At 64.4% G+C, this 24,274-nt stretch carries 22 protein-coding genes; 9 read left to right on the top strand and 13 right to left on the bottom strand.

Annotated elements, in window-relative coordinates; all coding sequences use genetic code 11:
• Positions 1-8 precede the first annotated feature (8 nt).
• The 5 genes from A7A77_RS05405 to A7A77_RS05385 all read right to left on the bottom strand — a co-directional run bounded on the left by A7A77_RS05405 (position 9) and on the right by A7A77_RS05385 (position 5,177).
• Positions 9-308 (bottom strand): hypothetical protein, encoded by a 300-nt coding sequence (locus tag A7A77_RS05405; RefSeq protein WP_216635550.1) that lies wholly within the window; start codon positions 306-308, stop codon positions 9-11.
• A gap of 154 nt (positions 309-462) precedes the next feature.
• Positions 463-1,371: an NAD-dependent epimerase/dehydratase family protein gene (locus tag A7A77_RS05400; RefSeq protein WP_066554894.1), complete on the bottom strand. Its 909-nt coding sequence runs from the start codon at positions 1,369-1,371 to the stop codon at positions 463-465.
• Positions 1,368-2,504, bottom strand: coding sequence for a glutamate 5-kinase (proB, locus tag A7A77_RS05395; RefSeq protein WP_066554892.1), 1,137 nt, complete (start codon positions 2,502-2,504; stop codon positions 1,368-1,370). Before proB ends, A7A77_RS05400 begins: the two co-directional genes overlap by 4 nt.
• Positions 2,505-2,547: 43 nt before the next feature.
• Positions 2,548-3,645: an Obg family GTPase CgtA gene (cgtA, locus tag A7A77_RS05390; RefSeq protein WP_066554888.1), complete on the bottom strand. Its 1,098-nt coding sequence runs from the start codon at positions 3,643-3,645 to the stop codon at positions 2,548-2,550.
• 29 nt (positions 3,646-3,674) lie between these two features.
• On the bottom strand, positions 3,675-5,177 hold the full coding sequence (locus tag A7A77_RS05385) for a glycerol-3-phosphate dehydrogenase (RefSeq protein ID WP_066554884.1): 1,503 nt from the start codon (positions 5,175-5,177) through the stop codon (positions 3,675-3,677).
• Positions 5,178-5,287: 110 nt separating this feature from the next.
• On the opposite strand from A7A77_RS05385, the gene glpK reads away from it, so the two are divergent.
• Positions 5,288-6,805 (top strand): glycerol kinase GlpK, encoded by a 1,518-nt coding sequence (gene glpK, locus A7A77_RS05380; protein ID WP_066554877.1) that lies wholly within the window; start codon positions 5,288-5,290, stop codon positions 6,803-6,805.
• On the opposite strand, the gene A7A77_RS05375 is transcribed toward glpK, so the two are convergent.
• Complete coding sequence (locus tag A7A77_RS05375; protein ID WP_066554868.1) at positions 6,802-7,698, bottom strand: type II toxin-antitoxin system prevent-host-death family antitoxin; 897 nt, start codon at positions 7,696-7,698, stop codon at positions 6,802-6,804. The genes glpK and A7A77_RS05375 overlap by 4 nt on opposite strands.
• A gap of 339 nt (positions 7,699-8,037) precedes the next feature.
• Between A7A77_RS05375 and A7A77_RS05370 the strand changes: the two genes are divergently transcribed.
• Complete coding sequence (locus tag A7A77_RS05370; RefSeq protein WP_066554861.1) at positions 8,038-9,966, top strand: YadA family autotransporter adhesin; 1,929 nt, start codon at positions 8,038-8,040, stop codon at positions 9,964-9,966.
• A 252-nt stretch (positions 9,967-10,218) separates the two neighbouring features.
• On the top strand, positions 10,219-10,797 hold the full coding sequence (locus tag A7A77_RS05365) for a c-type cytochrome (RefSeq protein WP_082835949.1): 579 nt from the start codon (positions 10,219-10,221) through the stop codon (positions 10,795-10,797).
• A gap of 90 nt (positions 10,798-10,887) precedes the next feature.
• On the opposite strand, the gene A7A77_RS05360 is transcribed toward A7A77_RS05365, so the two are convergent.
• Both A7A77_RS05360 and A7A77_RS05355 read right to left on the bottom strand, forming a co-directional pair.
• A complete protein-coding gene (locus tag A7A77_RS05360; RefSeq protein ID WP_066554850.1) occupies positions 10,888-11,181 on the bottom strand; it encodes an EthD family reductase in 294 nt (97 codons plus the stop codon).
• Positions 11,182-11,220: 39 nt separating this feature from the next.
• Positions 11,221-11,775: a rhodanese-like domain-containing protein gene (locus tag A7A77_RS05355; protein ID WP_066554847.1), complete on the bottom strand. Its 555-nt coding sequence runs from the start codon at positions 11,773-11,775 to the stop codon at positions 11,221-11,223.
• 97 nt (positions 11,776-11,872) lie between these two features.
• Here A7A77_RS05355 and A7A77_RS05350 point away from each other — a divergent pair, with 97 nt between their 5' ends.
• Positions 11,873-12,658 (top strand): quinoprotein dehydrogenase-associated SoxYZ-like carrier, encoded by a 786-nt coding sequence (locus tag A7A77_RS05350; RefSeq protein WP_066554844.1) that lies wholly within the window; start codon positions 11,873-11,875, stop codon positions 12,656-12,658.
• Positions 12,655-13,608, top strand: a complete 954-nt coding sequence (locus tag A7A77_RS05345; RefSeq protein WP_066554840.1) for a quinoprotein relay system zinc metallohydrolase 1 — start codon at positions 12,655-12,657, stop codon at positions 13,606-13,608. The genes A7A77_RS05350 and A7A77_RS05345 overlap by 4 nt, the downstream gene beginning before the upstream one ends.
• Here A7A77_RS05345 and A7A77_RS05340 read toward each other — a convergent pair.
• From A7A77_RS05340 to A7A77_RS05325, 4 genes are all read right to left on the bottom strand, one after another.
• Entirely contained in the window at positions 13,605-14,117 is a 513-nt protein-coding gene (locus A7A77_RS05340; RefSeq protein WP_066555448.1) for a cytochrome b, read from the bottom strand. The two genes, A7A77_RS05345 and A7A77_RS05340, sit on opposite strands and share 4 nt — an antisense overlap.
• A gap of 22 nt (positions 14,118-14,139) precedes the next feature.
• On the bottom strand, positions 14,140-16,194 hold the full coding sequence (locus tag A7A77_RS05335; protein WP_425388543.1) for a TonB-dependent receptor: 2,055 nt from the start codon (positions 16,192-16,194) through the stop codon (positions 14,140-14,142).
• 103 nt (positions 16,195-16,297) lie between these two features.
• Complete coding sequence (locus tag A7A77_RS05330) at positions 16,298-17,698, bottom strand: porin (RefSeq protein ID WP_066554834.1); 1,401 nt, start codon at positions 17,696-17,698, stop codon at positions 16,298-16,300.
• 174 nt (positions 17,699-17,872) lie between these two features.
• Positions 17,873-18,847: a PQQ-dependent catabolism-associated beta-propeller protein gene (locus A7A77_RS05325; RefSeq protein ID WP_066554829.1), complete on the bottom strand. Its 975-nt coding sequence runs from the start codon at positions 18,845-18,847 to the stop codon at positions 17,873-17,875.
• Between the two features lie 147 nt (positions 18,848-18,994).
• Here A7A77_RS05325 and pedF point away from each other — a divergent pair, with 147 nt between their 5' ends.
• The 4 genes from pedF (at position 18,995) to A7A77_RS05305 (ending at position 22,966) form a co-directional block, all read left to right on the top strand.
• Positions 18,995-19,429 carry a cytochrome c-550 PedF gene (pedF, locus tag A7A77_RS05320; RefSeq protein ID WP_066554826.1) on the top strand — a complete coding sequence of 145 codons (435 nt, stop codon included), beginning with the start codon at positions 18,995-18,997 and terminating at the stop codon, positions 19,427-19,429.
• A gap of 4 nt (positions 19,430-19,433) precedes the next feature.
• Entirely contained in the window at positions 19,434-20,306 is an 873-nt protein-coding gene (locus tag A7A77_RS05315; RefSeq protein ID WP_066554823.1) for a substrate-binding periplasmic protein, read from the top strand.
• Positions 20,307-20,442: 136 nt separating this feature from the next.
• Positions 20,443-22,197 carry a methanol/ethanol family PQQ-dependent dehydrogenase gene (locus A7A77_RS05310; protein ID WP_066554820.1) on the top strand — a complete coding sequence of 585 codons (1,755 nt, stop codon included), beginning with the start codon at positions 20,443-20,445 and terminating at the stop codon, positions 22,195-22,197.
• Positions 22,198-22,306: 109 nt separating this feature from the next.
• A complete protein-coding gene (locus A7A77_RS05305) occupies positions 22,307-22,966 on the top strand; it encodes a response regulator (RefSeq protein WP_245638400.1) in 660 nt (219 codons plus the stop codon).
• A 123-nt stretch (positions 22,967-23,089) separates the two neighbouring features.
• Here A7A77_RS05305 and A7A77_RS05300 read toward each other — a convergent pair whose 3' ends face one another.
• Entirely contained in the window at positions 23,090-23,968 is an 879-nt protein-coding gene (locus A7A77_RS05300) for an OmpA family protein (protein ID WP_066554818.1), read from the bottom strand.
• Between the last annotated feature and the right edge of the window lie 306 nt (positions 23,969-24,274).

Here is a 24,274-nt window from a genome sequence, read left to right as displayed (position 1 = left end):
CGGGCAGTTCATCTGCTGGGGCACGGCAAACGCTCCAGCACAAAGTAAACGATGCTCGCAATCGCGCTCGACAGCATGATCTCTTCCATCCAGGCGCTGGTCAGCATCCCGGTCGACACGATCAAAACATATGACGTCAGGCAAACGATGAAGGGGCCCAGCAAGCAAAGCAGCACCGTATGCCTGTCCACCCAAAAGCTGGCCCGCAGGATCAGCAAGAGCATGACGATCGAGTAGGGTGACGCGAGAACTGCCCCAATGAGGACCCCCTCCGGGATTCCGAGATACCAGCTGCCGCCGCCGATCATGGCTGATGCATATGTCGCCGAAACGCCCAGCCCTGCGTAAAGGGCGATAATGCTACGCCCGATCAATCGCCAACGCAGTGATATAGCAGACACGGTTTGAAATTACGTCGAATCGGGCCGGGTGGCAATCACATCCGCCGACGACGACCCCTGATCAGAGCCACCCCTCCGCCCGATACCACGCAGCCGTCGCCTTCAACCCTTCGCGCGTTTCAATCCGCGGCTGCCAGAGGCCCGCTGGCGGACGTTTCGCCGCATCGATGACCCAGTCCGGATGCACCATGTAGCTTGCGCGGTCAGGCGTCAGCTTCGCCTTCGCCCCGCGCAGCAGCCGGTCGACCCGCGCCGCGCCCTTGACCAGCGCGGCAGGCATAGAGAGCGGGATCACGCGCCGCCCCACGGCATCGCCGATGGCGCGGGCCATCTCTGCGTGGCGCCAGCCGCCTTCGCGCCCGTCGTCCGGTTCGTAAACCTGCCCCGCGTGCTCGCCCCCGTCCGTCGCCAGCGCCAGCAGCAGCGCGGCCAGATCGGACACATGGATCATAGAGGCGCGCCCTTCTGGCGGGAGCGGGACGACGCCCCACTTCGCCGTCTTGAACAGCTCGAACATCTCCGTATCGCGCGGGCCGTAGATCGCGGGCGGGCGCACGATGGTGCAGGCCAGCGAACTCTGCTCGACCGCCACCTCGGCCCCGAACTTCGACTTGCCATAGTCCGACAACATCGGTTCTCGCGCGGAGAGCGATGAGACGTGGACCAACCGGGCCGCACCTGACGCGCCCGCCGCCTCGACCACCGCCTTGGTGCCGGTGACGTTGCCCGCCACGAATCCCGCCTTGTCGGGCGCATTGACCACGCCCGCGACATGAACGACCGCATCCGCGCCTTCGCACAGCAGGGCCAGCGCATCGGTATTTGCCAGATCGCCGCGCACCCATGCCACGCCTTCGCGTTCGGGCTGGTCGCGGCGGGTCAGGGCGCGGACTTCGTGCCCCCGCTCCAGCGCAAGGTCCACCAGCGTAGAGCCGACAAAGCCCGTCGCGCCGGTGAGTGCGATTTTCATAGCAGGACCATCTGGTCGCGGTGGATCACCGCGCTGCGCGGGGCATAGCCCAGGACGCCCGCCTGTTCATCGGTGTGCCGCCCCATGATCGCGGTGCATTCGCCGGCATCGTATTCGGCCAGCCCCTTGGCCAGCGCCGCGCCGCCGGTCGAACGCACTTCGACAACATCGCCGCGCGCAAACTCGCCCACGACCTCGCGCACGCCCTTGGCCAGCAGGCTGCGGCCCGACAGCAGTGCCTTGGCCGCGCCGTCGTCCACCACCAGCGCGCCCTTGATCTTCATCCGCCCGCCAAGCCACGCCTTGCGCCCGGAATCACGGCGGCGCGGCACGAACAGGGTGCCGATATCGCGGTCAAGCGCGCGAGCCAGTGGCGAGGGGTAAGTGCCGTTGATAATCGCCAGCGCAATGCCCGCCCGCTCGGCGATCTCTGCCGCCTGCAGCTTGCTGGTCATCCCGCCGGAACCAAGGCCGGAGCCGGAACCGCCATCGGCCATCGCGTGGATTTCCGGCGTGACGCCGCGCACCAGCGGGATCATCTGCGCCGAAGGGTCCTTCGGGTTGCGATCGTACAGCCCGTCGATGTCGGACAGCAGCAGCACCGCGTCCGCCCGCCCCGCCTGCGCCACGCGCGCGGCCAGCCGGTCGTTGTCGCCAAAGCGAATTTCCTGCGTCGCGACCGAATCATTTTCGTTCACCACCGGTACCGCGCCAGCCTCAAGCAGCCGGTTCAGCGTGGCCGACGCATTGAGGTAGCGGCGACGGTCTTCCAGATCGTCCAGCGTCAGCAGCAGTTGCGCGGCGGTCAGCCCATGGTGCCCCAGCAGTTCGGCCCACAGACCGCCCAGCCCGATCTGCCCCACGGCGGCAGCGGCCTGCGCATCGGCAAGGCTGCCGCGCCCGCCCTTGGCCAGCCCCAGCCGCGCCGCGCCCAGCGCGATCGCGCCCGACGATACGACGATGACCTGCTGCCCGCGCGCCCGCACCGTCGCTATTTCCGCGGCAAGGCCCGCAAGCCATTCGCGGCGCGGCTGGCCGTTTTCGACCAGCAGGGCCGATCCGACCTTGATGACGACGCGCCCGCAAGCATCCGCGCGGGCAAGATCGGCAAGAGAGGCAATGGTTCCGGTCATGGCAGCCGCGCTTAGCCCAGCCGTGCGATTTGGAAAAGCGTCCTCAGAGCGGGGACCATGCCTCTGCGGCACCGTCCCCGTCTTCGTCATCCCCGTCCGCCGGGGGTCCTTCGCGTTCCGCGCCCTTGGTTTCGGTGCGCGTCCGTTCGGGCAGGTATTGCAGGACCGCGTCCATCAACTGTTCGATCCCCGCACCGGTCGCGCCGGATATGGCGAAAACCTCGTCCGCACCCGCTTCCTTCAGTTCGGCGGTGAAGCCTTCGACCAGTTCGGCGTCGGCAAGGTCCACCTTGTTGAGGGCAACGAGGCGCGGCTTGTCTTCCAGACCCTCCCCATATGCTTCCAGCTCTTCCTCTACGATGCGCATCGCTTCTGCCGGGTCCTGATCGTCGGTGCCGGAAATGTCGATCAGGTGGATCAGCACGCGGCACCGTTCGATATGGCCAAGGAAACGGTCGCCGATCCCCGCACCGTCCGCCGCGCCCGCGATCAGGCCGGGAATGTCGGCCAGCACGAATTCGCGCGACTTGTGCCGCACGACGCCCAGCTTGGGCACCAGCGTGGTAAAGGCATAGTGCCCCACCTTGGCCCGCGTGTTGGTGATGGCGTTGATGAAGGTCGACTTGCCAGCGTTGGGCAGGCCCACTAGCCCCACGTCGGCCAGCAGCTTCAGCCGCAGCCAGACCCACATCTCCTCACCCGGAATGCCCGGCTGGTGCTGGCGCGGGGCGCGGTTGGTGCTGGTCTTGTAACTGGCGTTGCCGCGCCCGCCCATGCCCCCTTCAAGGAAGACGACCCGCTGGCCGACCTCCGTAAAGTCGGCCAGAACGGTTTCGCGGTCGTCGTCGGAAATGATCTGCGTGCCCACCGGCACTTCGATCACCAGCGGCTTGGCGGATGCGCCGGTGCGGTCCTTGCCCATGCCGTGGCCGCCGCGCGACGCCTTGAAATGCTGGGTGTAGCGGAAGTCGATCAGGGTATTCAGCCCTTCGACCGATTCGAACACGATGTCGCCGCCGCGCCCGCCGTCGCCGCCGTCGGGTCCGCCGTACTCGACGTACTTTTCACGCCGGAAGGACACGGCACCGGGGCCGCCGCCACCGGACTTGATATAGATCTTGGCCTGATCGAGAAAATGCATGGGGCCGCCCTTAGTGCCCCACGGCGGTTTTAGCCAGCTTTTGCGAGCCAGTCGTCTATGCGGGCCCCCGTCCCCTCGGGCACATGCAGCCCCATCTTGCTGCGCCGCCAGAGAATATCGTCCGCCGTGCGCGCCCATTCATGGGCGACGAGGTAGTCCACTTCGGCCCGCGTCACGCCGCCTCCGAAATTCTCGCCAAGGTCGTCCATCGTGCTTGCGTGGCCCAGAATTGCCTCTGCCCGCGTGCCGTATGCGCGGGCAAGACGGCGCAGGAGATTGTGCGGCAAGTGCGGATAGCGGCGGGCAAGGCCGATGAGGTAATCCTCGAACGATGCGAAATCGCCGCCGGGGAATGTCGCCCCCGCCGTCCACGCCTTGCCTGCGCCCGGCAGGTCCATTTCGTCCAGCGCATGTTCGGCAAGGCGGCGGAACGTCGTGATCTTGCCGCCGAAGACGTTGAGCAGGGGCGCTTCCTCCCCCGCCCCGCGATCGAGGTCGAGCACATAGTCGCGGGTCACGGCAGAGGCGTTCTTTGCCTGATCGTCGAACAGGGGGCGAATGCCGGAATAAGTCCACGCGATATCGGCGCGCGTCGTCGTCTTCGCGAAATAGCGGTTGGCGGTATCGAGCAGGTAGTCGATCTCGCTATCCGAGATTTCCGCCTTTTCCGGCAGGTCAGCGCAGGGCACGTCGGTGGTGCCGACCAGCGTAAACTCCTGCTCGTAGGGAATGGCGAAAACGATGCGCCGGTCCGGGTTCTGCAACATGAAGGCATGGTCGCCGGGATAGAGGCGCGGCACGATGATGTGGCTGCCCTTGATCAGGCGCACCTGCCCCTTGGGCCGCGCGCCCGCGACATGACCGATAACCTCGCTCACCCAAGGGCCGGCGGTGTTGACGATGGCTCCGGCCTCCACCGTGCGCCTGAAATTGTCCGGGCCTTCAAGCTCGACCTGCCAGACGCCGCCCTCGCGCCTTGCCGACAGGAACTTCGTGCGCGTCAGCACCGTCGCCCCGCGCGCCGCCGCGTCCATCGCGTTCAGCACGACAAGGCGGGCATCTTCCACCCAGCAATCGGAATAGATGAAGGCGCGGCCCTTGCGCTCTGCCAGCCCTTCGCCCTGCGGCGCGCGGGCAAGGTTTACGGTCTCGGTCGGCGCAAGCCGCTTCCTGCCGCCGATATGGTCATAAAGGAACAGGCCCGCGCGCACCATCCAGCCGGGCCGCGGGCTCTGCGTCTGCGGCAGGACGAAGCGCAGCGGCCAGACGATGTGCGGCGCCATGCCCCAGATCCGTTCCCGCTCCTGCAGCGATTCGCGCACCAGGCGGATCTCGCCATATTCCAGATAGCGCAGCCCGCCGTGGATCAGCTTGGTAGAGGCGGACGAGGTGTGGGAGGCCAGATCGTCCTTCTCCACCAGCAGCACGGACAGCCCCCGCCCCGCCGCATCGCGCGCGATCCCCGCGCCGTTGATGCCGCCCCCGATGACGAGAAGGTCCACTTTTGCGGGCGTTTGCGGATTCTGTTGCATTGCACACAAGCCTAACGGTCTGAGCCGTCAGGTCAAAGGGGCAACCATGACGGGTTGACCTTGCCCCCGTGCATCTAGAGGCTTGGGGCATTGCAAATACCGGAGAAACGATGACTGCCAGCGGCCCCTTCATCCTCGCCATAGATCAGGGAACGACGTCAACGCGGTCCATCGTGTTCGATGCCAAGCTGGGCCGGATCGCGGCATCGCAGCAGGAATTCGAACAGTTCTACCCCCACCCCGGCTGGGTCGAACACGATGCGGAGGAGATCTGGAGCAAGACGCTGGAAACCGCGCGCGGCGCGATTGCCGAAGCGGGCGTTGCGGCCAGCGCGATCGCCGCCATCGGCATCACCAACCAGCGCGAAACCGTGGTCGTCTGGGACAGGAAGACCGGCACACCGGTCCACAAGGCCATCGTGTGGCAGGACCGGCGCACGGCAAGGACTTGCGAGGATTTGCGCGCCGAGGGCCACGAGGGGATGGTGCGCGAGACGACGGGACTGCTGCTCGACCCCTATTTCTCGGCCACGAAAGTCGCGTGGATTCTGGACGAGGTCCCCGGTGCGCGCGAACGGGCGGAACGCGGCGAACTGGCCTTCGGCACGATCGATTGTTTCCTGCTCTGGCGGCTGACCGGCGGCAAGGTCCATGCGACCGACGCCACCAACGCGGCGCGCACGCTTCTGCTCGACATCGCGACGGGGGAATGGAGCGACGCGCTGTGCGACCTGTTCCGCGTGCCAAAGGCGCTGCTGCCCCGCGTCGGCGGCAATGCCGAAGTCTATGGCGAGACGGACCGCGAGTTGCTGGGCGCGGCGATCCCCGTGGCGGGCATGGCGGGCGATCAGCAGGCCGCACTGTTCGGGCAGGCCTGTTTCCACCCCGGCATGGTGAAATCGACTTACGGTACCGGCTGTTTTGCCGTGATGAACACCGGCACGACGCCGCTACGGTCCGACAACCGGTTGCTGACCACCATCGGCTATCGCATCGGCGATGAAACGACTTACGCGCTGGAAGGCTCCATCTTCGTGGCGGGGGCGGCGGTGAAGTGGCTGCGCGACAGCCTCGGCATCGTCGAAAGCGCGGCGCATAGTGCCGATCTGGCCGCATCGATCGACCATAACGAAGGGGTCTACATGGTCCCCGCCTTCACCGGGCTTGGCGCGCCGCACTGGGATCCGCATGCCCGCGCATCGATCCTTGGCATGACACTGGGCACCACCCGCGCCCATATCGCCCGCGCCACGCTGGAATCAGTCGCCTACCAGACGATGGATCTGGTCGACGCGATGATCGCTGACGGCGCGCCCGCGCCCGATGTCATGCGGGTGGATGGCGGCATGGCGGCCAACGACTGGTTCTGCGGTTTTCTGGCCGACATGCTGGCAACGCGCGTCGACCGTCCGGCCGAGCTGGAAACGACAGCGCGGGGCGCGGCGGCGCTGGCCGGCATTGGCGCGGGTCTATTCCCCGATCTGGCCGCGATCGAGGCGATATCGAACTTCGACCGCAGTTTCGAACCGGGGATAACGGCGGAAGATCGCAAGGCCCATGCCGACGGATGGCACGCCGCGCTGGCCAAAGTGCTGGCGCAGCCGGAACGTCGGGAAGCGCCCGCCTAGTCCTCTTCACCGTCGCGGCAGGCGGTCATCATCACCACCGCGCCTTCGGCCCCGTATGCCCCGTGCAGCTGGACAATCGAAACATGGGCATGGGCGACCCCACCGCTGTTGCTGAGGAAGCCGACCCGCATTCGCTGCGGCGGGCCACCCTGCATCACCGTTTCCAGCCTGTCGCGGAAATCGACGCGCTGATCGCGGATTACGAGATCGGCGAGCGTGATGCCGATCAGGCGCTGTTCGTCCAGTTCGACCATGCTGCTGAAGGGCGCATCGATCCGTTCGATCGTCCCGCGCACCGAAAGGCGGACATAGCCGACCTCGCCATGAACGCTCATCGCCTCCAGAATGGAAGTCTTGACGTCGGCAAGGCGGTGGCGCTGCACATCTTCCGTGATGTCGCGGAACATCAGCACGTTGCGACTGCCCAGCGGAAAGGACTGAAAGCGCAACCAGCCGCCATCGTGGAATGGCGACGGGATGTCCGCCGCGCTCGGCTCTCCGCCGACCACGGTGCGGCGGGCGTGGACTTCCATCAGCGAACCAGCGACGGAAGGCAGCACATCGACCAGAAGCCGCCCGACAAGATCTGTCGCGGGTTTGCGGCAGACGGCCCCAGCGACGCGGTTGGCATATTCGATGCGCAGATCGTGATCGCAGATCATCAACGCCTCGTCGATCCAGTCGGCAAGGCCGATGAGGTCATCGCCGTTCGAACGCGTGGCCGTACCCTTGGGCCCGGTCAGTTCGCGATATTCCTCGATATCGATGAGAACGTGCGTTTCGCGTCCGTGGTTCGTGATGAACACCGGGTTCTTGCTCGCCACGTCACGCCAGTGGGAAAAGGACCGGACGACTTCTGCCGCCGTGGCCGTTACGGATGATACCTGGTTCATCGCGCCATCCTCGATATTGAGAAAATTCGCATGAATTTTCCCTGTTTTGGTAAAGCGGTCGGTACACCTTTGCGCAAAGGTCGCACACAATGACCCATCATCTATGCAATGTTAGCAGTTTGCGTTGACGATAGCCAAGCTCACATCGCGATTCATCTGAAAAATAGTATGTCACAATAATTACATGGATCGTTACAGTGCATGGATTGCCACTATAGGTTGTGGTTAAGAATAGGTTTTTTGTACTTTACTCAAATTTACGATGACAAATCGTTGACGTAAATTTTGAACCACAAACGTGATCCTTCTCCCTGTTGTCCATGTGCAGGGGAGATCGATATGCACACCAATCCGAAATTTGCTCGCGCCACATTTTACGCCGCCAGTGCTCTGGGGGTACTGGCCTTTTCGACATGCGCGCAGGCGCAGGCATTACAGCCGGCGGTCGACGTTTGCACCGGGATCAGCCTCGATCCTTCGGCCGTTACCGACATTGTCGGTGTTACTGTTCAACCGATCAGCAATATCGAAAACACGGTCAACAGCCTGATCGACCTGACGGTCATCCTGAACCCGCTCTTGAACCTGCCGGATCTCAACAGCGACCTGTCCTCCGTCCTCCAGTCCATCGCCGACGGAGACCAGATCGCGCTGACCGTGCTCGACACCGAAGGCAACCTGATCACGTCTTCCGATGCCTGCAACGTCGCGGCTGACGGCTACACACTGAACCAGGAGGCCGGTATCGCCATCGGCGGCAACGCCATCACCGGCCTTGGTGCCAATGGGCTGACCGCTTCGGCAGCCGAGATCGACGCCATTGCCCTTGGCAACAATGCGTCGACCGACGCGGGGGCATTCGGCGCAGTCGCCATCGGCACCGGCGCTTCGGTCACGATGGAAAACTCCGTCGCGATCGGCGCCGGTTCGATGGCGATCCGCGGCGCGGAAACCGACTACGTATCGCCCGGCCTTGCCGGCACGTGGTCGTCCGCCGGTGAATTCTCGGTCGGCGCTGTCGGGTCCGAACGCAAGATCACCAACGTCGCCCCCGGCAGCGAACTGACCGATGCCGCCACCGTCGGGCAAGTGCAGGGCGCGCTGGACGCCCTGGCCGCGCTGGACGACGCATCGGTGCAGTACGATGACGGCACTTACGCTTCCGTCACGCTGCTTGGCGCAAGCGGCACGACCATCACCAACGTCGCCGCCGGTACGCTGGACGCCGCCTCTACCGATGCGGTCAACGGGTCGCAGCTCTATGCCACCAACTTGCAGGTACAGGCGAATACCGACGCGATCGACGGACTGGATACCCGCGTTTCGCAGAACGAGACCGATATCTCCAACCTTGATGATCGCGTCACCATCAACGAAGGTGACATCGCCAACCTCGACAACCGTGTCACCATCAACGAGGGCGACATCGCTAACCTCGATGCCTCTGTCACCAATATCGACGCACGCGTGACGGACAATTCGACGGCGATCACCAACCTGCAGGTGCAGGTCGGCAATGTGCCGGTCACTTACGTCGACAATGCCACCGGCATGACGCCGAGCAGCACGCCGACCCAGACAGTCGCCTTCGTCGGCGCCACATCGGACCCTGTTCGCGTCACCAACGTTCAGGCGGGCACGCTTTCATCCACCTCGCTCGATGCAGTGAACGGTTCGCAGCTCTATGCGACGAACCAGCAGGTGCAGACGAATACCGACGCGATTGCCCAGAACACGCAGGACATCACCAACCTGCAGAACAACGTGTCGGGCAGCACGGTCGTCGCGATCCAGTATTCGGATGCCAGCGACCCCACCCACAGCAACGGCGGCACGATCACCCAGCACACCACGCTGGTCGGCCAGAGCGCGGACCTGCCGGTTGCGCTGCATAACGTGGCGGCCGGCTACCTCGCCAACGATGCGGTGAACCTGCAGCAGCTGCAGGACGGGATGGATGCGGCCATCGCATCGTCCAACGCCTATACCGATGCGCGGATCGCGGAACTCGGCTTCGACCTGAAGGACGTGCGCCGCTCGTCCTATGCCGGGACCGCCGGAGCGCTTGCCGTCGCGGGCTTGCCGCAAGTCATCGAAAGCGACGGGCGGATGATGGCCGGCGCCATCGGCCACTATCGCGGAGAGACGGCCTTCGCGCTGGGCTATTCCGGCGCGTTCAACGACGGGCGCGCGGTGTTCAAGTTCAACGGCACCGTCGACACCCACGGCTACGCAGGGATCAGCACCGGGGCGGGCTTCGCATTCTGAGCCGCGCCATGACACGATAAGAACCGGTGATACGACTGAGCCGCAGCTGGCGGGGGTTCCACCCATCCCTCGACCCTCCCGCCACCCGGGCAACCTCCGCGCCAATACAACGGCGCGGAGGATTTTCCTTGTAATCGCGGATATTTCGGCAAGAAGCGTCATGGCGGACCAAAGTGCAATGTCGATCGCCGCAGATTATGTGCGATGCAGGTCGTAACGGTTCGAGATATCGACTGGCTTGAGAGGAACATGATGCGATACGCCACAGTGATAACCCCTGCTCTCGCGCTGGCCCTTGCCGCCTGCTCGGGCGGTGAACAGGCAGAGCAGCCGGCTGCCGAGGAAACGAGCGCGACGCCGGAGCCGGTGGCAACCGGGACAGACGCGGCGATGGAGCCGGAAGGGACCGCAACGCCCGCGGCTGAAGCTACGCCGGAGGCGACCCCGACCCCCGAAGCCAGCAAGGAAGCCGCCGCCGAGCCCAAGGCCGAACCGAAGCCTGCACCGAAACCGGAACCGGTCGCTGTTGCCGCGGCCCAGGCGCCGGCCACTTTCGCGCGCTGCGCGGTGTGCCACACGGTTGAAAAGGGCGGCGAGAACAAGCTCGGCCCGAACCTGTGGGGCACTTATGGCAAAGCTGCCGGAGTTCACGCCGGTTTCAACTATTCCGACGCGCTCACCAATTCGGGCCTGACATGGAACGACGAGACGCTGGACGCATGGCTGGAAAATCCGCGCAAGCTGGTGCCCGGCAACCGCATGAGCTTCCCCGGCCTGAAAGACGCGGCCAAGCGGAAGGAAATGATCGATTACCTGAAAACGCTGCGCTGATCCGTTTCTTCCGGCTGCGGACAGCCGGACGACGGGAGAAGGGTCCGGACGCTCTCCGCCGGACCCTTTTCGCATGGCGGCTGTCGCGGATCAGGCTGTGCGGTAAATGCCCGGCTTGATGTCGGTAAACACGGCGACATCGGCCAGCACGCCCGGCGTGGCGGCACAGCACAGCGCACTGTCGATGGCCGCCTGGTCCGGGAAGTCCAGCGCAACGAGACAGGCGAATGGCTGCTGGTCGTCGACCGGCCATTCGATCGCGGCACCGCTCATGCCGGCAGGGCCCCACGCTTCGGCGACCAGCGCCATGTGTGCCCCCTCATAATAGGAGCGGTCGAACCGGCAGCCTTCGTGACGCGGGTAATAGACCATCAGCTTTGCCATGTGCGTTCTCCTTGGGCGGGCTTTCCTTGACGCGGCGATCTACCGTTCCGGAACGATGACCGGCTCGGCGATCACCAGTTCGTTGCTTTTGCGCCAGCCTTCGATCCCTTCGGCCAGCCACCAGATATTCGTCTGCCCTTGTGATGCCAGCCTGCGGGCCGCGTTCCAGCCCATCCAGCAATCGGTGCGACAGAACAGGATCACCGGCACGTGCGGATCGGTGCGGCGTGCACGCTCCACCTCTGCCACCAGCGCGTTCCACAGCGCGGGATCGGGTTCGCTGCGCCCTGCTTCGGGATGCCAGACAGCGCCCGGAATGGTCAGGTGCTCCTCGCCCAGTCGCCACTGGCCGGTCGATGCATCGCGAACGCCGCCCATGGCGGGCAGGACATCGATGAACAGCGCATCGCGCCCCGGCTGCAACAACAGCGCGGCGGGAAGCGCAAGGCGCGCGGCAGGGCGCGGATCGCGGTCCACCGGCGCGCGATAGCTGGCTGCGCGATAACCATCGGCGTCGAAATCCTGCGCGGCAGCCGGTGCGGCCATGAACAGGGCGCAGATCGCGGCCGATATTGTGCGGCTCCAGCATCTCATCCTGGATCTCTCCCCTCGGTCAACATCGCACCTCTGGCGTGGGACTATAGTGCAATGTGACCGTGACAAGCCGCTCGTTACATTGTGCTTTGGTCCCATGCGCATATACCGCGCCATACTGCCCGCGATGGCCCTGATCGCCTTGCCCGCAATGGCGCGAGAATCCCTGCCTGCCGATCCGTTGCAATCGCCGATGTGGGACTATCACGGGGCAAAGATTTTCGGCGATGACAAGGTGGTCTTCGACGACAGGGTGAAAGTGATCCTGCCGGTCATAGCAGAGGACCAGCACGTCGTTCCCGTGACCGTCGATGCCCGCGCGCTAGAGGGCGTACAGCGCATCGTCGTCTTTGCCGATCTCAACCCCATACCCGTCGCCATCGACTATCGCCCGCTTCATGCTGCACCCTTCGTTGCCACGCGCATCAAGCTGGACCAGCGCACGCCGGTGCGCGCCGCGGTGCAACTGGCCGACGGCACATGGCACGTCGCGGGCGGCTGGATCGATGCGGCGGGCGGCGGCTGTTCCGCCCCGCCGGTCAGCCGGGTGCGCGGCGACTGGGCGGATCACCTTGGCGAAATGCGCGGCGCCGGATGGGCCGACAGCAGCGGCACCCGCCTGCGCTTCGGTTTCCGCCACCCGATGGACACCGGCCTTGTCGAGAATATTCCGGCCTACAACATCGAGACGCTGCAAATCAGCGACGCGGACGGCGAGGAACTTGCCGCAATGACGATCTACGGATCGGTGGCCGAAGATCCCGCTTTCACGCTGGAAGTCGAAGGCAAAGGCGGCCCCGTCAGCATTGCCGCGCGCGATACCGGCGGGCTGGAATTTTCAGGGCGGATCGCACCGGCAAGCGGGTCAAATCCGAAACCATGATCGCCAGCCGCCGCCATATGATCGCCGCCACGCTGGCGGGCGGAACATTGCTTCCCGCCATCGCCCGTGGCGAGATTTTCGCATCCGGCTATCACCCGCAGGCAAGCCTGATCGCAGATGGCGTCTGGCTGGTGCGCGGCGCGGACGAGGCCATTGATTTCACCAACGGCGGCGCGATCGCCAACGCGGTGCTGATCGCAACCGATACGGGCACGGTGCTGATCGATCCCGGCCCTTCGCTCGCATATGGCAAGGCGCTTGCCGCCCTGTCGCGCAACGTGACCGGCATGGATGTCGCGCGGGTCTACATCACGCACCTCCACCCCGACCATTCCTTCGGCGCGGGCGCGTTCGATCCGGCGATCGTCCACGCCCTTCCCGCCACCCGCCACGATCTGGAAAGCGAGGGCAGCGGCTTTTCCGACGCGATGTACCGGATGCTGGCGGACTGGATGGCGGGCACCCACGTAGCCATACCGCAAGGAGACGTTGCGCCGGGCGAAGCGACGTTCGGCGGGCGCAGCTTCGAAATTTACGCGATGGACGGGCACAGCAACGGCGATCTCGTCATCCTCGACAAGGCTACCGGCACGCTGATCGGCGGCGACCTGCTGTTCCACGATCGCGCTCCGGCCACGCCACATGCCGACATCGCCCGCTGGCTAACCGCGCTGGACCGGCTGGAGGGCATTGCGCACAAGCTGCTGGTGCCGGGCCACGGCCCGCCCGATAGCGATGGCACGTCCATCGCGCAGACCCGCGACTGGCTGACATGGCTGCACGATTCGCTGCACGATGCGGTGCTGACCGGCAAGGACATGACCGAGGCTGGCGCGATGGCCATCCCCACCCGTTTCGCAGACCTGAAAGTCGCGCGCTACGAATTGCAGCGCAGCGTTTCGCACTATTACCCGAAACTGGAAGCGCAGCTGCTGCCGCGCATCGATTAGAGCATCCGGCGCAGCACCGTGTCCTTCAGCACGAAGTGATGCCGCAGCGCCGCGCCGATGTGCAGGACGATCAACGCAATGGCGATGAAGGCCATCACCTCGTGCCCTTCGTGCGCGATGCCGACCAGCGGGTTTTCCTTCGTGATCGCGAATTTCGGAATGTCGAACAGGCCGAACCAGTTCAGCGGGTACTTGCCCGCCGAAGAAAATATCCAGCCACTGAGCGGCAGGCCGATCATCAGCACATAGAGCAGCGTGTGGGTCGCATGGGCCGCGCCCACTTCCCATTTCGGCATATGCGCGGGAAGCGGCGGCGTGCGCGAAACGATCCGCCACGCCAGCCGCGCCAGCGACAGGGCCAGCACCGTCATGCCGATGGCCTTGTGCACCGGCATGATCTGGACCACGTCTTCCAGCGGTTCGTGCAGCAAGCCCCCTACGATATTGCCGATCAAAAGAACCGCGATGGTCCAGTGAAGGGCGCGGGCAACGGTGTTGTAACGCGCGATACTCGTGTTCAAGATGTCGGTCTCACAAGTTGAAGCCGATCCCCGCCCAGACTGTGCGCGGCGCGCCGAAATCGATCGAACCGCCCTGGTTGCGGGTCACGATTTCCTCGTCGGTGAGGTTTTCCCCGCGCAGGACGAACGAGATGCCTTGGGTCAGCGGAACGCGGGCATAGGCATCGAACGTGGTTGCGGATGGCATGGAGTTCTCTTCCAGGTCGTCTTCGAACTGTTTGCCGACATAACGAACCGTTGTCGAGAGCAGCCAGCCATCGGCCGGTTTCACCGCCAGCGTCGCGCCCGCCACCCACTTGGGCGTCTGCGCCGGGCGGTTGCCGTCGAAGCTGGTATCATCGGGACGCGGCACCGAATCGTGGGCGGTGGCATCGGTATAGGCCAGCGAACCGTTCAGGCTGACGATGCCGCGATCGATCCCCGCCGAAAATTCGATACCCTTGGCGCGGATCGAATCGATGTTCTGCCGCTGGCGCAGCGAATCCTTCACGATGGTGACGTTGGCGACCGCGTTCTTCACCTTGTTGTCGAAAGCCGTCAGCGACAACCGCACGCCCTCGCCCGGCGTCAGGTCGATACCCGCCTCGTACCCTTCCAGCTTTTCTGGGACGAGATCCGCATTGGCCTGTGTCGTCACCGGAAAGACGACGAAACCGCGATAAAGCTCGTTCAGCGTCGGCAGGCGCAGGCCGGTATAGGCTGCCGCGCGCAATTGCGCGATGTCGCCGATGTCGAACACCGCGCCGCCGCGAAACGATCCCTTCCAGCCCGACCGGTCGTCGTAACGGATATCCTGCTTCGTGTTTCCGGCAGCATCGGTCGTCTTGTAGAAACCGTCGCGAATGACATAGCGGTCCGCGCGCGCACCCGCCGTCAGCGTCAGCGCGCCAACGGTATAATCATCCTCCACATAGAGGCCCAGATCGCTGGTCGTGCCGCCCGCATTGCGGCGTTCGTTGATCGCGCCCGATGTGAAGATCGCCGTTTCGTAAAGCTCGCCATCGGACATGCGCCAGTCCGCGCCCAGCCGCAGCGTATGGGCATCGCCCACTGGCGGGCGCAGTTCGAACTTGCCGCCGATGCCGGTTGACGGCGTGTTGCGCTGGTCCAGCACGGGCACGAAGCGGGTGGAACTGATGACCACATTGGTGAAATTGCGCGCCTGCACATAGCCGAGAAGGTCAAACGCCCAGTCGCCGCGCCCCACGAAACGCAGACTGGCATCCTGCCCCTTACTCGACGAATCGGCCCCTTCGAAACGCAGCGTACGATTATCGTCGAAGATCAGGACATTGGCCTGCATCTCGACCGTGGCCGACAGGGGGGCAACCCCGCGCACCTGCCCCGACCAGCTGTCGTAACGCGCCCGCGCCGTGGCATCGACGCGCTGGTCGACCGGCGTCGTGTAGAAACCCTTGCCGTGATCCCAGCGGCCCGATGCAAGGACGTAACCAGCACCCAGCTTTTGCCCCAGCGTGGCGGAAAGCTCCGTCTCTCCGCGATCGTTGACAAGGCCCTGCCCCGAAACCCCTGCCAGCTGTTCGTATCCGGCGCTGGTCAGTTCGATCGTGCCCGCCAGCGCGCCCGCACCAAACGGGCCGGAACCGCCGCCGCGCGTGACCCGCGCACTGGCCAGCCGTTCGGGCGCGATGGCGCTGAACGGGATGTAGCCGAAGAACGGATCGGACATCGGCACCCCGTCCAGCAGGACGAGCGCGCGGCTGCTTGCATTGCCGCCCAGCGCCCGCAATGTCGCGCCCTGTGCAGAGGGGTTGGAAGAACGGCTGTCCGACCGGCGGAACTGCTGGAAACCGGCGATGTTGGACAGGGCATCCTCTATCCGGCCCGATCCGGTGGCGATCAGGTCCTCCCGCTCCAGCACGGTAACGTCATAGGCCTCCGTCGCCGGCGTTTCGGGCAGGCCTTTGCCATCCACGAAGATGGGTTCGCCGAAACGCACGGTGCCGCCATCGTCATCGCCTGCATCCTGCGCGAAGGCGGAAGGGGCGACAAGTGCGGCCGAGGCGGCCAGCGCGGCGAGTATCGATTGGCGACGTGGCATCATCATCCCTGCTTGTCTTGTTCTGGTGTTCCGGAAACACATTCGGCGGCCACGCTGACCGTGGCCGCCGACGTGGGGATAGAGGATGTAATCCTCTGGGGAAACGTCAGAAGAACATGATACCCCCAAGGGCGATCGCATCGCTTTCGGCCTTGTTGTCGTCATGCGCTTCGGATTTCGTGCGGATGTATTCGCCGATCAGCGTCACCCACGGCGTCAGGCCGTAACGAACCTGCCCGACCCAGCTGGAATTGGTGTCGACAAGGTTGGGGATCGCCACCGCATCGGCATCGTTGGCAAAGTCCAGCCGGCTTTCGCCATAGCTGCCGCCAACCGAGATCTTGCCGAAGGTCGCCATCGCCTGCAGGTAGAAACCGTCGCTGTCGCGGGTATTGCCCGAACTGTCGGCATCCAGCAGGCCCAGTGCCGTCGTGCCAAGGCCGCTGGCGGTGTACCAGTAGCCGACGGCGGTCAGCGGCCCGACAGAGAGCTTGGCGCCCGCGTCGATGCCCTTGCCGGTGTAGGAATCGCCGGTCACCATGTCATGCTTCTGGCTGATCGCGCTGGTCCACAGGTGCGTCGTCACCCCGCCGAAGCTGCCGTCATACGTGATCTTGCCCTGAAAGCCGGGGGCCTTCTGCGTTTCGGTAACGCCCAGCGTCAGCGACGTCAGCGGCTGGAACACGCCAACACTTGCCTGCACCCCGCCGAAGCTGGGCGTGGTATAGGTGATCTGCGGCTGGAAGTCGGTGTAGATATAGCCCGAACCGATGCGGCCCAGCGTGGTGTTCGACGGCGCAACGTTGCCGCCGGTAGGGCCGCTGGACAGCAAGGTGATGTCGTTCAGGATCGCGTCGGAACCGAACAGGCCGATGTCGCGGCCGATCTTGAACGTGCCCACGCCCTTGCGCCCGAAGGTCATGAAGGTCTGGCGGAAATCGATGCCCGCCGTCGTCAGGCCCTTGGGCTGGCCGGGGCTGTTCGCGCCAAGCCCGACCCACGAGTTCGAGTTGATGCCGGGATACATGCCGAATGTCGCGCCGACATCCCATCCGGCCTGCTGCGTGGACACGTTGACCACGAGGAAGCCGGGCAGAAGGCCGTTGCGGATCGCGCTCGATCCGGTGTCGGCGACGTTGACGATGCCGCCGGCGACGTCGGTGTTCGCACCCGGCGTCTGCGGATCGTCGTGAACGTAGAAGCCGTTGACGGAACCGGAAAACCTGATGGTGGCCGGGCCGACCTGCAGGCCGATGCCGCTATCGGTCATCTTCACCATCTTGTCGGGGTCGAAACTGGCGGGAACCGCTGCCTGTGCAGGCGCGGGCGTGGCCACCGCTTCCTTCGCTTCCTCGGCCAGCAGGGCCTGATATTCCTCGTCCGTCAGGATGCCTTTTTCGTGAAGCCGCTTCAACAGGCTCTCGCTCGACCCCGCGTAGGCGGGCGCTGTCGTCAAGGCAATGGCAATGGCAGCGGTCGCGCCGCGCAACATGATCCTGGAGATCATCGGTCTCCCCCTTCCTTTCTTTTGTCGTCGCCGGGTTCGATCCTCTGGCGACTGCGGGAAAGGATGCTGCGCACCAACGTTTGCGGATATTGGACTTTGGTTCTCGTACTTTGGGCCAATGCCGCCGCCGGACCCGCCATGTTGCGCAGCACGAGGCGCAACATGGCCACGGAATCAATGTGCGATGGCGACGCCCCAGGGCCCCTTGCCGCCGGGCACCTTGCCGGTGACTTTCATCGTGGCAATGTCGACGAAGGCGATTTCATCATCCGTACCGTTGGCCACGATCGCGGTGCTGTCATCGTCTGTAATGGCAAGGTGCCATGGCCGCCCCCGGCTGGCGACATAGCCGCGCACCTTGCGCGAAGGCACATCGACCACGGCGATATTGTCCGACCGGCCCAGCGCGATCACCGCCGTCTTCCCGTCGGATGTAAAGCGGATGCCGCAAGGCAGCACTTTATAGGCAGGGGCCCCGGGCGGCGCGAAGGATAGCGTCTCCACGATCTCGCGGCTCGCGACGTCGACGACGTGGACCGTGCCCGCCACTTCCGCAGCGATCCAAACTTGCGAACCGTCGGGCGTGAACTCGACATGGCGGGGGCGATAATCCGTCTCCATCTCTTCCACCACCTCGCGCGTGGCAAGGTCGATCCAGGCGACGGTATTGTCCTCCTCGCTCGTCACCAACAGCCACTTGCCGTCGGGGCTTTGCGCGATGCCTTCCGGCTCTTCGCCCACTTCGACTTGCCATGCGACGCGCCGGGTTTCGAGGTTAACCGCAGTTGTCGCGGCATCGTCCTCGTTGGCGATGAACAAGAGCGTCCCGTCCTGAGAGACGAAGAACTGTTCGGGATCGTTGCCCGACGGCAGCGTCGCGACCAGCGCGCCGGTTTTCGCGTCGCGAATCTCGACCGCGTTGTCCAGGCTGGCGCAGATCAGCACGTATTTGCCATCGCGCGTCAGCGTGATGCCGCGCGGCCGCCGGCCCACATCCCATGTCGCGATCACCTGCCGCGTGTCGAGATCGACGACCGTAACATCGTTCGACCGTTCGTTGCTGACATAGGCCGTCGCCCCATGCGCCGCGGGCGCAAGCAGCAGGCCAAACGCGATTGCCGCAGAGGCAAGGAGATGACGGTTTTTCATGGGTCTAGGTCTACCTGCGCCCTTGCCAGCGGCAATATTGTACCAAGGTTCAATGGGTCCGCGCAGCATCGGTCGCTATCTATGAAGGCAAGCAAGGGGGCTTGTTGGAATGCTGGCCCCCTGGGTCGTAGATGAGGATGCACTGATATGTCGAAACTGACCAGCAGGCTGGCGCTTGCCGCCAGCGCGATGGCCCTTGCCGGGCTTGCAACCACCCAGCTCATGGCACACGGCGACGTGACTCCCCAGGCCGTCGACACCTCTGCCCTCCCCGACGTCGGGGAAGAATGGCTGGAGCAAAACCCCTATTCCGGTAACGAGAAGGCGATCGAGATCGGCGCTTCCGCGTACAACCAGAACTGCGCACGCTGCCACGGGCTTCAGGCCATTTCGGGCGGCATAGCGCCGGACCTGCGCTACCTCGAACTCGGCCAGTCAGGCGATGAATGGTTCATCGAGCGTTACCAGCATGGATCGAGTCACGACGGCAAGGTCTATATGCCGCCGTTCGGCGAAGTGCTTGGCCAGAAGGCTGGCTGGGCAATCCGCAGCTGGCTCGAAACGCAGTACACGGACGAATAGGCCGATGGCTTACGGGCGCAGGGCCTTCATCGGCGGTCTCGCAGCATCGGCGGGAGCGCTGGCCCTGCCACGTTTCCCTTCCGCCGCGCCGCTTGCCAACGTGCGCGAACTGGGCGTGCTGCGCGTTGGCCTTTACGACAACAACCGGCCATGGTCGTGGGAAGAAGGCGGCAAGGTGCACGGCATCGATGCCGATATCGCCCGCGCGGTGGCCGAAAAATTCGGCGTGAGGACCGACCTTGCGCTGTTCCCCGCCGACGAGGAAGTTTCGGACGACCTGCGCAACGTCGTCTGGCGCGGCGGACTGCTCGGTTTCCGCAAGTGCGACGTGATGTTTCACGTGCCGTTCGACCGCGATTTTGCTGCGCAGCAAGACCAGGTTGCAATTCTTGCCCCCTATTACCGCGAAGGCTTCGGCGCGGCCTGCGGCGACGGGATGAGCGCGTGCGAGGGCGTGCCGACAGAGTTTCGCGGCAAGAAGCTGGCGGCCGAGATCGATTCGATTCCCGATTTCTACCTTATCGGGAATTTCGGCGGCATCCTGCGGCCCAGCGTTACCCATTACACAACCGGATACGATGCGGTCGCGGCGGTGAAGTCGGGCGAAGCGGACCTTGCCGTCGCCACCGACGCGCAGATCGAGGCGGCACTGGCCAACGCGCCCGGCGATGCCGGCAAGCGGCGCAAGGGACCACTGCCCGCGATGCTGTCGCCCGGCTGGGACGTGGGCATCGCGGTGGACGAAAAGAGCCGTTCCCTCGGTTTTGCCATCGAGGAAGAGATGGACGCGATGATGGCCGACGGGCGCATGGCGCAGATTTTTGCGCAGCATGGCGTGCAATGGCGCCCGGCTGCCGCCGTTGCGCCGGCGGGGTGATCAGGCAGCAACGTTCCTCGTTCTAAGGTGCAATTGCCGGTTGCGGGGGTCGGCCTACTCTCGGTGCATTACCAACGGAAAAACGGGCGCAATCCGCGTTCGCGATAATGACTTCGGTCTGACGAAGGAGGGAAGGATGAAGGGGCGTTTCAAAACTCTGGCCGTGACGCTCGCGGCTTCGTGCGCAACCATGGGCATGCCCGCGCAGGCGGACAACCATACCGGTCCATCGATGGCCGACATCATGAACGACGCGGAATCCACCGGCGACGTGCTGTCCTACGGCATGGGCCCGTGGCAGCAGCGTTATTCGAAGCTGGACAAGGTGAACACGCAGACCGTCAAGCGGCTGGTGCCCGTCTATGCGGCATCGCTCGGCGGGGAAAAGCAGCGCGGACAGGAAGCGCAGCCGATCGTTTACGACGGTACGATCTATGTCACCGGCTCGTACTCCCGCCTCTTCGCATTCGATGCGAAGACCGGCGAGAAAAAGTGGGAATACAACGCCCGCCTGCCCGATGGCATCATGCCCTGCTGCGACGTGGTCAACCGCGGCGCGGCGATCCACGGCGACAAGATCATCTTCGCCACGCTGGACGCGCATCTCGTCGCGCTCAACCGCGAAACCGGCAAAGTCGTGTGGAACAAGGAAATCGGCGACTACAAGGCCGGCTATTCCGCCACCGCCGCTCCGATCATCGTCAAGGACATGGTCATCACCGGCAACTCGGGCGGTGAATTCGGCATTGTCGGCGCCGTGCAGGCCCGCGACGTCAACACCGGCGAACTGATCTGGAACCGACCGACCATCGAAGGCCACATGGGCACGCTGCGCGGGGCCGACAACGGCATCACCGGCAAGACCAACGCCACCTGGCAGGGCGACCTGTGGAAGACCGGCGGCGGCGCGACATGGCTTGGCGGCACGTACGATCCGGGCACCAACCTCGTCTATTTCGGCACCGGCAACCCGGCGCCGTGGAACAGCCACCTGCGCCCCGGCGACAACCTCTATACCAGCTCCACCGTGGCGATCGATGCCGATACCGGCCAGATCAAGTGGCACTACCAGACCACTCCGCACGACGGCTGGGACTTCGACGGCGTGAACGAGTTCATTCCCTTCGATGCCACGATCAAGGGCAAGAAGATGCAGTTGGGCGCCAAGGCCGACCGCAACGGCTACTTCTACGTGCTTGACCGCACGAACGGGAAGTTCATCGGCGCGCACAAGTTCGTCATGCAGACGACATGGGCCGACGGGATCAATCCCAAGACGGGCCGCCCCAACTATGTCGCGGCGAACCGTCCGGGCGCTCCCGAAGCGGCGGGCAAGGGCTCGACCGTCTTTGCCAGCCCGTCGTTCCTTGGCGGCAAGAACTGGATGCCGATGGCCTATAGCCAGGATACCGGCCTGTTCTACGTGCCCTCCAACGACTGGGGCATGGACATCTGGAACGAGCCCATCGCTTACAAGAAGGGCGCGGCCTATCTGGGCGCTGGCTTCACCATCAAGCCCATCGCCGACGATCACATCGGCGCCCTGCGCGCGATGGACCCCAAGACCGGCAAGATCGTCTGGGAATACAAGAACGCGGCCCCGCTGTGGGGCGGCGTGCTGACGACGGGCGGCAATCTCGTCTTCACCGGCACGCCCGAAGGCTACCTGAAGGCCTTCGATGCCAAGACGGGGCAGGAGCTTTGGAAGTTCCAGACCGGTTCGGGCGTCGTCGGCTCACCCGTGACATGGGAAGACGGCGGCGAACAGTACGTCGCGGTCATGTCCGGCTGGGGCGGCGCGGTTCCGCTGTGGGGCGGGGAGGTCGCGAAGACCTTCAAGGAAATCAGCCAGGGCGGATCGCTCTGGGTGTTCAAGCTCTACAGCGAATAAGAGTACCGTGGTGGCCCGTCACGCATTTTCCCCATACGTTCCCCGGAACGTGACGGGCCGCCACCAACCAGCTATGCATATGCTGACAACTGCCTTGGCGAGAACGAGCATGAACGACGTGCCGGCACCCGAACGCGTCCTGATCGTCGATGATCATTCGCTGGTCCGCGACGGGCTTCGCACCATTCTCGAGGTCAGTTTCGCGAATTGCGAGATTATCGAGGCCGACAGTTTCGAACAGGCGCTGGACGAACTGCAAAAGGCGGACGAGGTCGATCTCGTCCTGCTCGATCTCAACATTCCCGACGTGAACCGCCTTTCCGGCCTGAAACAGCTTCGCGCCGATTTCCCCAGTACGCCCGTGGTGATGGTGACCGGGGTGACCGATCCCGTCATCATGCGCGACGCGCTGGCCGCGGGTGCAGCGGGCTTCGTGCCGAAATCGCTGAAGCGCGAAGCCATCGTCGATGCGCTGTGCCAGGTGCTGTCGGGCGAAATCTACCTGCCCGACATCGAAACGAATGCCGATGACGATGCCCGGCTGAAGGAAGACGAGGATATCCGCAACCGGATCGACAGCCTGACCCCGCAGCAACGCATCGTTCTGGGCTATCTCGTCGCGGGCCTGCTCAACAAGCAGATCGCCCACGAACTGAGTGTTTCGATGACGACGGTGAAGGCCCACGTGTCGGCCATCCTGCAGAAGATGAACGTCTTTTCCCGCACGCAGGCCGTGATCCTGGCCAACCGCGTCGGTTTCAGCGACTGATCGCCCCTATCCGATCCATGCATGAAAAAAGACGCGGGCCGTAAAACCCGCGCCTTCTCTCAAGAACGGTGCCGGAGCAGCGCGATGCTGCCCCGGCCCGAACATTTCTTGCAAAGCCCGATCTTACAGGCCGTCGACAGCCTTGCTGACGAGGACGTTGACCGCGACGCGGCGGTTCTGCGCCTTGCCGTATTCGCTTTCGTTGTCCGCAACCGGATCGGCTTCGGCCATGCCGGTCGGGGTCAGCATGCGATAGGGCTTCCAGCCGCAGGCCTGCTGCAGGTAGTTCACCACGCTTGCCGCGCGTTTTTCGCTCAGGATCTGGTTATATTCCTGCGGACCGTCGGCATCGGTATATCCGACGACGAGCAGCAGGGCATTGTCCATGCCTTCGGCCGTGTTGGCGGTGGCGCACAGGTCGTCCTTGGCTTCTTCGGTCAGGCCGTACTTGTTCACGGCGAAGTTCACGTTCGTCGTGGCCTTGATGTTGTACTGGTCAAGGTCGCCCATGCGGCCCTTCAGCGCTTCGGTCGCCTGTTCGTTGGACGTGAAGCGCTGGTCGGTGCCGTTGTGGATCATCGACGCGATCTTCAGGTCCTTCGACTTCATGTCGATCTTGCTGGCGACGTACTTGCCGTTCCACATCTTCGTCTCGACCGAAACGGGCATGCCGTTCATCAGCGACGTTGCCGGCTGGGTGCTTTTGTTCAGGCCAAGGAAACCGCCGGTCGCCTTGATCTGCGTATTGTCGTCAATGGTGATGACCGTGCGGTTGCCATCTTCCGTCGTCACCATCATCCGGTCGCCGCTGCGGGCGGAGATCACGCCGTCGATGTCGGGGCCATCGGTGAACACGGCGTCGGCCGGAATCCCGGTCTGGCCGTAAACGGTGGCATAGACGTTGTCCTGGCTGCCCTGCGCATGGGCAATGCTGCCGGCAACGGGTGCGGCCATCATGGCCATCGCCACCATGGACGCGGCGCTCTTCGACATGAACTTCATTCGGTTACTCCTTCGTGTCGCAGACAGCCGGTACCGCCGGATGGCGATATTTCAGGCAGCCGCCTCCCCCGATGGCGACATCTCCGGCTGCAGGGGCATGAATGCCCCGCATTGAAATGGTTCGGCAGGCCGGTGACTGTGTTTCCAAGACCGGTCCGCCAACTCGCCGTCATGGGTGTTGGGAAGCGCCTTGCTGATACATGAACACAGGCCCCCGAACCGGCCGGAACGGGGGTGGCAGGAGCGCGGGGTGCGACGAACCGTTGCAAAACGCATGAGGCCGTTCATCTGCCAGGGCAGGAATTC

Origin of the sequence: Croceicoccus bisphenolivorans (assembly GCF_001634625.1) — a bacterium.
Lineage (GTDB): Bacteria > Pseudomonadota > Alphaproteobacteria > Sphingomonadales > Sphingomonadaceae > Croceicoccus > Croceicoccus bisphenolivorans.
The sequence above is the reverse complement of the archived record's forward strand: the minus strand, read 5'-3'. Positions and strand labels throughout refer to the sequence as shown.

What these genes read in the sequence shown, in the direction of transcription:
- A7A77_RS05405 (WP_216635550.1), bottom strand. Translation starts at nt 308, where the DNA reads ATGATCGGCGGCGGCAGCTGGTATCTCGGAATCCCGGAGGGGGTCCTC.
- A7A77_RS05400 (WP_066554894.1), bottom strand. Translation starts at nt 1,371, where the DNA reads ATGAAAATCGCACTCACCGGCGCGACGGGCTTTGTCGGCTCTACGCTG.
- proB (WP_066554892.1), bottom strand. Translation starts at nt 2,504, where the DNA reads ATGACCGGAACCATTGCCTCTCTTGCCGATCTTGCCCGCGCGGATGCT.
- cgtA (WP_066554888.1), bottom strand. Translation starts at nt 3,645, where the DNA reads ATGCATTTTCTCGATCAGGCCAAGATCTATATCAAGTCCGGTGGCGGC.
- A7A77_RS05385 (WP_066554884.1), bottom strand. Translation starts at nt 5,177, where the DNA reads ATGCAACAGAATCCGCAAACGCCCGCAAAAGTGGACCTTCTCGTCATC.
- glpK (WP_066554877.1), top strand. Translation starts at nt 5,288, where the DNA reads ATGACTGCCAGCGGCCCCTTCATCCTCGCCATAGATCAGGGAACGACG.
- A7A77_RS05375 (WP_066554868.1), bottom strand. Translation starts at nt 7,698, where the DNA reads ATGAACCAGGTATCATCCGTAACGGCCACGGCGGCAGAAGTCGTCCGG.
- A7A77_RS05370 (WP_066554861.1), top strand. Translation starts at nt 8,038, where the DNA reads ATGCACACCAATCCGAAATTTGCTCGCGCCACATTTTACGCCGCCAGT.
- A7A77_RS05365 (WP_082835949.1), top strand. Translation starts at nt 10,219, where the DNA reads ATGCGATACGCCACAGTGATAACCCCTGCTCTCGCGCTGGCCCTTGCC.
- A7A77_RS05360 (WP_066554850.1), bottom strand. Translation starts at nt 11,181, where the DNA reads ATGGCAAAGCTGATGGTCTATTACCCGCGTCACGAAGGCTGCCGGTTC.
- A7A77_RS05355 (WP_066554847.1), bottom strand. Translation starts at nt 11,775, where the DNA reads ATGAGATGCTGGAGCCGCACAATATCGGCCGCGATCTGCGCCCTGTTC.
- A7A77_RS05350 (WP_066554844.1), top strand. Translation starts at nt 11,873, where the DNA reads ATGCGCATATACCGCGCCATACTGCCCGCGATGGCCCTGATCGCCTTG.
- A7A77_RS05345 (WP_066554840.1), top strand. Translation starts at nt 12,655, where the DNA reads ATGATCGCCAGCCGCCGCCATATGATCGCCGCCACGCTGGCGGGCGGA.
- A7A77_RS05335 (WP_425388543.1), bottom strand. Translation starts at nt 16,194, where the DNA reads ATGATGCCACGTCGCCAATCGATACTCGCCGCGCTGGCCGCCTCGGCC.
- A7A77_RS05330 (WP_066554834.1), bottom strand. Translation starts at nt 17,698, where the DNA reads ATGATCTCCAGGATCATGTTGCGCGGCGCGACCGCTGCCATTGCCATT.
- A7A77_RS05325 (WP_066554829.1), bottom strand. Translation starts at nt 18,847, where the DNA reads ATGAAAAACCGTCATCTCCTTGCCTCTGCGGCAATCGCGTTTGGCCTG.
- pedF (WP_066554826.1), top strand. Translation starts at nt 18,995, where the DNA reads ATGTCGAAACTGACCAGCAGGCTGGCGCTTGCCGCCAGCGCGATGGCC.
- A7A77_RS05315 (WP_066554823.1), top strand. Translation starts at nt 19,434, where the DNA reads ATGGCTTACGGGCGCAGGGCCTTCATCGGCGGTCTCGCAGCATCGGCG.
- A7A77_RS05310 (WP_066554820.1), top strand. Translation starts at nt 20,443, where the DNA reads ATGAAGGGGCGTTTCAAAACTCTGGCCGTGACGCTCGCGGCTTCGTGC.
- A7A77_RS05305 (WP_245638400.1), top strand. Translation starts at nt 22,307, where the DNA reads ATGAACGACGTGCCGGCACCCGAACGCGTCCTGATCGTCGATGATCAT.
- A7A77_RS05300 (WP_066554818.1), bottom strand. Translation starts at nt 23,968, where the DNA reads ATGAAGTTCATGTCGAAGAGCGCCGCGTCCATGGTGGCGATGGCCATG.